Genomic DNA, 7111 nt, shown 5'->3' with positions numbered 1-7111 from the left:
GCCCGGGGGACTTACCCTCTGGCGCGTTGTAGTTTCCACCGGGACCTAGGAGTGTAGCTCAGCTGGTAGAGCATCGGTCTCCAAAACCGAGGGTCGTGGGTTCGAGTCCCTCCACTCCTGCCACTTTTCACTGACGGTGCGGGTCCCCATCTGCATCGTCAGACTGCGTTGAGAACGAGAACCGAGCATGGCCAAGGCCAAGAGCCCTTCGGGGCGCCGTACACAGACCGTCCAGCCCGCCATCGCCGGCGCGGCCGTGGCGGCTGACGCCGTCGCGCCGAAAAAGCGGACCTCGATCCCGCAATTCGCCAGCCAGGTTCGCGCCGAAGGCCGCAAGATCGTGTGGCCGAGCCGCAAGGAGACCTGGATCACCTCGGTGATGGTGCTGATCATGGTGGTGATCGCCTCGATCTTCTTCTTCGTCGTCGACACCGGCCTGGCCTTCCTGTCGCGCATCGTGCTCGCGATCGGCCAGTAAGAAAGACCCCCCATGACCGACGCAACGTCCAAGCCCGCCGCCAATCCCCGGCACAAGTGGTACATCGTCCACGCCTATTCGAACTTCGAGAAGAAGGTCGCCCAGCACCTGACGGACCAGGCGCGCCAGCAGGGCCTGGAGGATTGCTTCTCTGAAATCCTGGTGCCGACCGAGGACGTCGTCGAGATCCGCCGCGGCCGCAAGGTCAACTCGGAGCGCAAATTCTTCCCCGGCTATGTGCTGGTGAAGATGGAGATGACCGACGACGCCTACCACCTGGTCAAGAACACGCCGAAGGTCACCGGCTTCCTGGGCGCCGCGGGCGGCACCAAGCCGCTGCCGGTCTCGGAGCGCGAGGTCCAGAACATCATCGGCCAGGTGGAGGAGGGCGTCGAACGTCCGAAACCCACCATCCGCTTCGACATCGGCGAGACCGTCAAGGTCATCGACGGCCCGTTCGCCAGCTTCGACGGCCAGGTCGAGAGCGTCGACGAGGACGCGGCGCGCCTGCGGGTCGCGGTGTCCATCTTCGGCCGTCCGACCCCGGTCGATCTGGAATACAATCAGGTCGAGAAGAGCGCGGGCTGAGTTTCTCCCTCCCCTTCATGGGGAGGGACGATCGCGTCAGCGATCCGGGTGGGGAACGCCACCTCAAGCACGGTCCGTGGATGCTTCGAACTTCCCCACCCGGGCTCCGCTTCGCTTCGCCGTCCCTCCCCACTTCGGGGGAGGGAGAACGCGTTGCTTCAGCCCGCCGCTTCTGCTACACGCGCGCCTCGCTCTGAACAGGGCGGCGTGAGCAGTCACGCAAATCCGTGGGAGGCAGCCATGCCAGACCACGGCTCACCGGCCCCGATTGAGTTCGGGGTCATCACAGGAGAGACCAATGGCCAAGAAGATTCTCGGCTACATCAAATTGCAGGTGCCGGCCGGCAACGCCACGCCTTCGCCCCCGATCGGGCCCGCACTGGGTCAACGCGGCGTGAACATCATGGGCTTCGTCAAGGAGTTCAACGCGCGCACCGAGAAGGAAGTGAAGGGCACCCCCCTGCCGACCGTGATCACGGTCTACCAGGACAAGAGCTTCACCTTCGTCACCAAGACCCCGCCCGCGACCCACTACATCAAGCAGGCCGCCGGCATCACGTCGGGCTCGAAGATGACGGGCCGCGAAGTGGCCGGCAAGATCAAGCGCAGCCAGCTGCGTGAGATCGCCGAAAAGAAGATGAAGGATCTGAACGCGAACGACCTGGACGCCGCGACCAAGATCATCGAAGGCTCGGCTCGCGCCATGGGCCTCAACGTCGTGGAGGGCTAAGCACATGGCCAAGCAAACCAAGCGCGTCAAAGCCCGCACCGGCGACACCGTCGCCCCGATGGGCTTCGCCGAGGCGATCGCCGCCGTCAAAACCAACGCCACCGCCAAGTTCGACGAGTCGATCGAGATCGCCGTCAACCTGGGCGTCGATCCCCGTCACGCCGACCAGCAGGTCCGCGGCGTCGTGAACCTGCCCTCGGGCACGGGTCGTGACGTCCGGGTGGCTGTGTTCGCGAAGGACGCCAAGGCTGCTGAAGCCCTGGCCGCCGGCGCCGACGTCGTGGGCGCCGAGGATCTGTACGAGAAGATCAACGGCGGCTTCATGGACTTCGACCGCGTCATCGCGTCCCCGGACATGATGGCCCTGGTCGGTCGTCTGGGTAAGGTGCTGGGCCCCCGCGGCCTGATGCCGAACCCCAAGGTCGGCACCGTGACTCCGAACGTCGCGCAAGCGGTCAAGGACGCCAAGGGCGGCGCGGTCGAGTTCCGCGTCGAGAAGGCCGGCATCGCGCACGGCGGCATCGGCAAGGCCTCCTTCACCCAGGAAGCCCTCGAAGCCAACGTGAAGGCCTATGTGGACGCCCTGCAAAAGGCCCGTCCGGCCGGCGCCAAGGGCACCTACGTCAAGCGCATCACCCTGTCCTCGACCATGGGACCGGGCTTCAAGATCGACCCGGCGTCGCTGAACGTCTGATCGACCTGAACTGCTACGGGAAGGGCGGCGACCGCAGGGTCTGCCGCCCTTTTTGTTTGCGCGGGTGCAGGGAGAGGCGGATATTGAGGCGCACGAAAGGGCTGGGCATGCGCTTCTGGATCGTTCTTTTCTCCGCACTTGCGCTGGCGTCGGGGGCCATGGCGCAGGCCAAGGCAGCGCCGCAGCCCGGCGCGGACCAGCCGTCCGCCCGGCAGATGCATCTGAGCCGGCGCTATATCGAGTTGACCCAGAGCGACCAGATGGAAGAGGCCATCCGGAGCATGATCGTGGGTCAGGCCAATGACGACCCGTCGATGCGCGAGATCCCCGCCGAGGACCGGGCCTTCATGGTCGATCTGGCCACCGAACTGACCGTCGACCTGATGCCGGACATGCTGGACCGGCTGGTGCCGGTCTACGCCCGCACCTTCTCCGAGGCGGAACTGACGGCGCTGGTGACCTTCTTTGACTCGGAACTGGGACGATCGATCGCCGAGAAGAGCATCTCCAGCGCGCCGGAAGCCAACGCCGCCATGATGTCGGTCATGCCCCAGCTGTTCGAGAAGATGGCCACCCGGATCTGCGCGCGCTTCGGGTGCGACCCCGCCGAGATGCGGGCCATGATGCAGGGCGAGGCGTACGGCTCCGCACTGCCCCTGAGCAGCAAGCCCTCGAACTGACGGCCCGACGGGTCTCCGGACCTGAGGCCTGAACCGTCCGACCGCTGACGGGTTGACGCATGGGCGCGGACGCGGGAGTGACCGCACAGGGTTGCGCGGGAGATTCGTCGATGCTGGGCTGGTTCCAGACACTGCTGCCGAAGGAAGACAATTTCTTCCGCCTGTTCGACGCCCACGCGGCGACCCTGATCAAGGGCGCCGAGGCGCTGCGCAAGGTGCTGGAAGGCGGCGAGGAGGTGCCGCACTGGTGCCAGAAGATCGTCGATCACGAGCATGAGGCGGACGAGGTGGCCCGCGAGGTGCTGTTCGCCGTGCGCCGCAGCTTCATCACCCCGTTCGACCGGTCGGACATCCGCGGGCTGACGAACTCGCTGGATGACTCCATCGACCAGATGCAGAAGACCGCCAAGGTCATCACCCTGTACGAAATGCGGTCTTTCGCGCCGCACATGCGCCAGCTAGGCGACATCGCCGTGGACGCGGCCCTTCTGACCGTCGAGGCGGTCAGCCTGCTGCCGGCCATGCGGCGCAACCACGGACGGCTGAACGAGCTGACGGAGAAGATCGCGCGGCTCGAGAGCGACAGCGACACCCTGTACGACCAGGGCATGAAGGCGCTGTATCAGGCCCACAAGGTCAGCGACCCCATGGCCTTCATCACCGGCGCCGAGGTCTATGACCATCTGGAGAAGGTGGTCGACCGGTTCGAGGACGTCGCCAACCGGATCAACGGCGTTCTGGTCGAACACCTGTAGGAGGCGGCCCGATGGACGGTCCCCTGCTGATCCTGATCTTCCTGATCGCGGTCGCCCTGCTGTTCGACTTCCTGAACGGCCTGCACGACGCCGCCAACTCCATCGCCACCATCGTGGCCACGCGGGTGCTGCCGCCGGTCTATGCGGTGGGCTGGGCGGCCTTCTTCAACTTCATCGCCTTCCTGTTCTTCGGCCTGCACGTGGCCGACACGATCGGGAGGGGCATCATCGACCCCGACATCATCACCGATCAGGTGATCTTCGGCGCCCTGATGGGGGCGATCAGCTGGAACGTCATCACCTGGCTGGCCGGGATTCCGTCGTCGAGCTCGCACGCCCTGATCGGCGGGCTGCTGGGCGCGGGGATCGCCAAGGCGGGGCCGGGCGTCATCGTGGTCGCCGGCGTGACCAAGACCGTGGCGGCCATCTTCCTGTCGCCCGCCGTCGGGTTCGCCCTCGCCCTGGTGCTGGTCTTCATCGTCTCCTGGGCGTTCGTGAAGGCCAATCCGTCGTTCGCCGACAAGGTCTTCCGCCGTCTGCAGTTCGTCTCGGCCTCGGCCTATTCGCTGGGGCACGGGGGCAATGACGCGCAGAAGACGATGGGGATCATCGCCGTGCTGCTGTATTCCCGCGCGCCGCCGGGATCGGAGTTCATGGTGCCGTTCTGGGTGGTCATCACCTGTCAGGCGGCCATCGCCCTCGGCACGCTGTTCGGCGGCTGGCGCATCGTCCACACCATGGGATCGCGGATCACGCGCCTGAGCCCGCAGCAGGGCTTCTGCGCCGAGACCGGCGGCGCGATCACCCTGTTCATGGCGACGGGCCTCGGCATCCCCGTGTCGACCACCCACACCATCACCGGCGCCATCGTCGGCGTGGGCGCGGCGCGGCGGGCCTCGGCCGTGCGCTGGGGCGTGGCGCGGAGCATCGTCACCGCCTGGTTCATCACCATGCCCGCCTCGGCCGCCATCGCGGCCCTGTTCTTCTGGATCGGCGGAGCCTTCCTGACCTGATGGAAGGCGACGTCATCCGCACCCGGACGGCCGAGCGGCGTCAGGTCGCGGCCCTGCCATGGCGGCGGACGGCGGCCGGGCTGGAGATCATGCTGATCACCTCTCGCGAGACCCGGCGCTGGGTGACGCCCAAGGGCGGCCGCATGCCCGGCAGGACCGATGCGGAAGCCGCGGCGATCGAAGCGCTGGAGGAGGCCGGGATCGAGGGCGTGATCGGACATGAGCCGCTGGGGACCTTCCGCTATCTCAAGGTCCTGAAGCGACGGGCGCCGCGCTGGTGCGTGGTCGCCGTCTATCCCCTCGAGGTGCGGGTCGAACACGACGACTGGCAGGAACGCGGCGAACGCGAGCGCGTCTGGGTCAGCCGGGACGAAGCCGTGCAACGGGTCGACGAAACGGACCTGAAAGCCCTGATCGCGGCCTTTGAGCCCGGGGCGCGCTCCCGGGGGTCCTTCTCCCTGGCCGCCGTCATCGCCAGACTCCGGCGCGCCTGGAGGCCCTAGGCCGTTGCGCGGGGCGCGCGGCGTCCCCACAACGGAGGGCATGAACGCTCCCTTCAAGACCCCCGCCGATCCGCTGGACGCCCCGCTGTGGGACCTGTCCGACCTGTACGCCTCGCGCGACGACGCCCGCATCGAGGCCGATCTGGAGCGGGCGAAGGGGCTGGTGGCCGAGCTGAACGCCCTGCAGGGCCAGCTGGTCGGGGCGCGGGCGGATGCGGCCGCGCTGGGCGAGCGGTTGAACCGGGCCGTGACCCTGTACGAACAGGCGTCCGACGTGCTGGGCGGGCTGGGGGCCTACGCCTTCCTGGCGGCGTCGACGAACCGCAACGACGCGGCGGCGACGGGCTTCGAGGCCACGGTGCGCGAGAAGATGACGGCCATCGCCACGCCGACCGTCTGGGTCACGCTGGAGGTCAACCAGCTGGAGGAGGCCGAGGTCGAGGCCGCCCTGGCGGCGCATCCGGCGGCCGCGCGCTGGAGCCCCTGGCTGCGGCGGGTGCGGGCGATGAAGCCGCATGAGTTGTCGCAGGAGCTGGAGACCTTCCTGGCCGAGCGCGGGCCGATCAGCGCCCAGTGGCCGCGGCTGTTCGACGAGACCCTGGCGGCGATGAAGGTCAGGACGGGCAAGGACGAGCTGACCCTGGCCGAGGCGCTGAACCGGCTGTCGGACCCGAAGGCGGCGCGGCGCAAGTCGGCGGCGGAAGGGCTGAACGCGGCGCTGGCCGCGCGGACGACGACCATGGCGATGGTCATGAACACGGTCGCGGCCGACAAGGCGCTGGAAGACAAGTGGCGGGGCTTCAAACGGCCCGCTGACGGACGGCATCTGTCCAATGAAGTCGACGGCGACTCGGTCGATGCGATGGCGGAGGCCGTGGCGGCCGCCTATCCGAGGCTGTCGCACCGCTATTACGCGCTCAAGGCCCGGGCCATGGGCAAGGCGAAGCTGGACCAGTGGGACCGCAACGCCCCGATCGAGACGACCGCGCCGCGCGGCTACGACTGGGCGGCGGGCAAGCAGCTGGTGCTGGAGAGTTTCTCGGACCTGGGGCCCGAGTTCGCGGAGCGGGCGGGCGGCTTCTTCGACAGGCCGTGGATCGACGGCAAGGCGCGGCCGGGGAAACAGTCGGGCGCCTATGCGCACCCGGTGACCTCGGACCGGCACCCCTATGTGTTCCTGAACTGGATGGGCGAGCGGCGCGACGTGCTGACTCTGGCGCATGAGCTGGGGCACGGGGTGCACCAGACGCTGGCGGCGGGGCAGGGGAGTTTGCTGGCCGATACGCCGCTGACCCTGGCCGAGACGGCGTCGATCTTCGCCGAGGGTCTGACCTTCGACCGGTTGCTGAAAACCGCGCCGAAGGACGAGCAGCGCGGCCTGCTGGCCGGGCGGATCGAGGACGGACTGAACACCGTGGTGCGCCAGATCGCCTTCCACCGGTTCGAGACGCGGTTCCACGACGAGCGGGCGGCGGGGGAGCTTCCTGCCGAGCGGATCGGCGAGATCTGGATGGAGGAGATGGGGGCGTCGCTGGGGCCGGCGGTGACCCTGAACGCCGGTTACGAGCACTGGTGGAGCTATGTCAGCCACTTCGTCCACTCGCCCTTCTACGTCTACGCCTACGCCTTCGGAGACCTGCTGGTGGCGGCGCTGATGGAGACGCGGGCCA

At 67.8% G+C, this 7111-nt stretch carries 9 protein-coding genes and 1 tRNA gene; all 10 read left to right on the top strand.

The annotated features are described in order from the left end of the window. Nucleotides 1–47 precede the first annotated feature (47 nt). Nucleotides 48–123, top strand: a tRNA-Trp gene (locus V6M42_RS06485). Between the two features lie 64 nt (nucleotides 124–187). Next, a complete protein-coding gene (secE, locus tag V6M42_RS06480; RefSeq protein ID WP_332659994.1) occupies nucleotides 188–478 on the top strand; it encodes a preprotein translocase subunit SecE in 291 nt (96 codons plus the stop codon). A 12-nt stretch (nucleotides 479–490) separates the two neighbouring features. Continuing rightward, nucleotides 491–1066 carry a transcription termination/antitermination protein NusG gene (gene nusG / locus V6M42_RS06475; protein ID WP_332659992.1) on the top strand — a complete coding sequence of 192 codons (576 nt, stop codon included), beginning with the start codon at nucleotides 491–493 and terminating at the stop codon, nucleotides 1064–1066. Between the two features lie 298 nt (nucleotides 1067–1364). Further along, nucleotides 1365–1796, top strand: coding sequence for a 50S ribosomal protein L11 (gene rplK, locus V6M42_RS06470; protein ID WP_055829960.1), 432 nt, complete (start codon nucleotides 1365–1367; stop codon nucleotides 1794–1796). 4 nt (nucleotides 1797–1800) lie between these two features. Beyond that, a complete protein-coding gene (gene rplA / locus V6M42_RS06465) occupies nucleotides 1801–2490 on the top strand; it encodes a 50S ribosomal protein L1 (protein ID WP_332659990.1) in 690 nt (229 codons plus the stop codon). Nucleotides 2491–2573: 83 nt separating this feature from the next. Continuing rightward, the gene (locus V6M42_RS06460) at nucleotides 2574–3170 is read left to right on the top strand and encodes a DUF2059 domain-containing protein (protein WP_332677910.1); all 597 of its coding nucleotides are present in this window, start codon (nucleotides 2574–2576) and stop codon (nucleotides 3168–3170) included. Between the two features lie 110 nt (nucleotides 3171–3280). Next, a complete protein-coding gene (locus V6M42_RS06455; RefSeq protein WP_332677909.1) occupies nucleotides 3281–3925 on the top strand; it encodes a DUF47 domain-containing protein in 645 nt (214 codons plus the stop codon). An 11-nt stretch (nucleotides 3926–3936) separates the two neighbouring features. After that, nucleotides 3937–4938, top strand: a complete 1002-nt coding sequence (locus V6M42_RS06450) for an inorganic phosphate transporter (RefSeq protein WP_332659984.1) — start codon at nucleotides 3937–3939, stop codon at nucleotides 4936–4938. After that, nucleotides 4938–5441, top strand: a complete 504-nt coding sequence (locus V6M42_RS06445) for an NUDIX hydrolase (RefSeq protein ID WP_332677908.1) — start codon at nucleotides 4938–4940, stop codon at nucleotides 5439–5441. The genes V6M42_RS06450 and V6M42_RS06445 overlap by 1 nt, the downstream gene beginning before the upstream one ends. A 40-nt stretch (nucleotides 5442–5481) precedes the next feature. Then, the coding region (locus tag V6M42_RS06440; RefSeq protein WP_332677907.1) for a M3 family oligoendopeptidase at nucleotides 5482–7111 on the top strand (1630 nt) is incomplete at its 3' end.

This window comes from Brevundimonas sp., assembly GCF_036677305.1.
GTDB lineage: Bacteria > Pseudomonadota > Alphaproteobacteria > Caulobacterales > Caulobacteraceae > Brevundimonas.
Note: the sequence above shows the minus strand (reverse complement) of the source record. Positions and strands in the feature narration are given on the sequence as shown.

Coding starts and splice junctions, on each gene's coding strand:
- V6M42_RS06455 (WP_332677909.1), top strand. CDS start 3,281: ATGCTGGGCTGGTTCCAGACACTGCTGCCGAAGGAAGACAATTTCTTC.
- V6M42_RS06450 (WP_332659984.1), top strand. CDS start 3,937: ATGGACGGTCCCCTGCTGATCCTGATCTTCCTGATCGCGGTCGCCCTG.
- rplA (WP_332659990.1), top strand. CDS start 1,801: ATGGCCAAGCAAACCAAGCGCGTCAAAGCCCGCACCGGCGACACCGTC.
- V6M42_RS06445 (WP_332677908.1), top strand. CDS start 4,938: ATGGAAGGCGACGTCATCCGCACCCGGACGGCCGAGCGGCGTCAGGTC.
- rplK (WP_055829960.1), top strand. CDS start 1,365: ATGGCCAAGAAGATTCTCGGCTACATCAAATTGCAGGTGCCGGCCGGC.
- nusG (WP_332659992.1), top strand. CDS start 491: ATGACCGACGCAACGTCCAAGCCCGCCGCCAATCCCCGGCACAAGTGG.
- secE (WP_332659994.1), top strand. CDS start 188: ATGGCCAAGGCCAAGAGCCCTTCGGGGCGCCGTACACAGACCGTCCAG.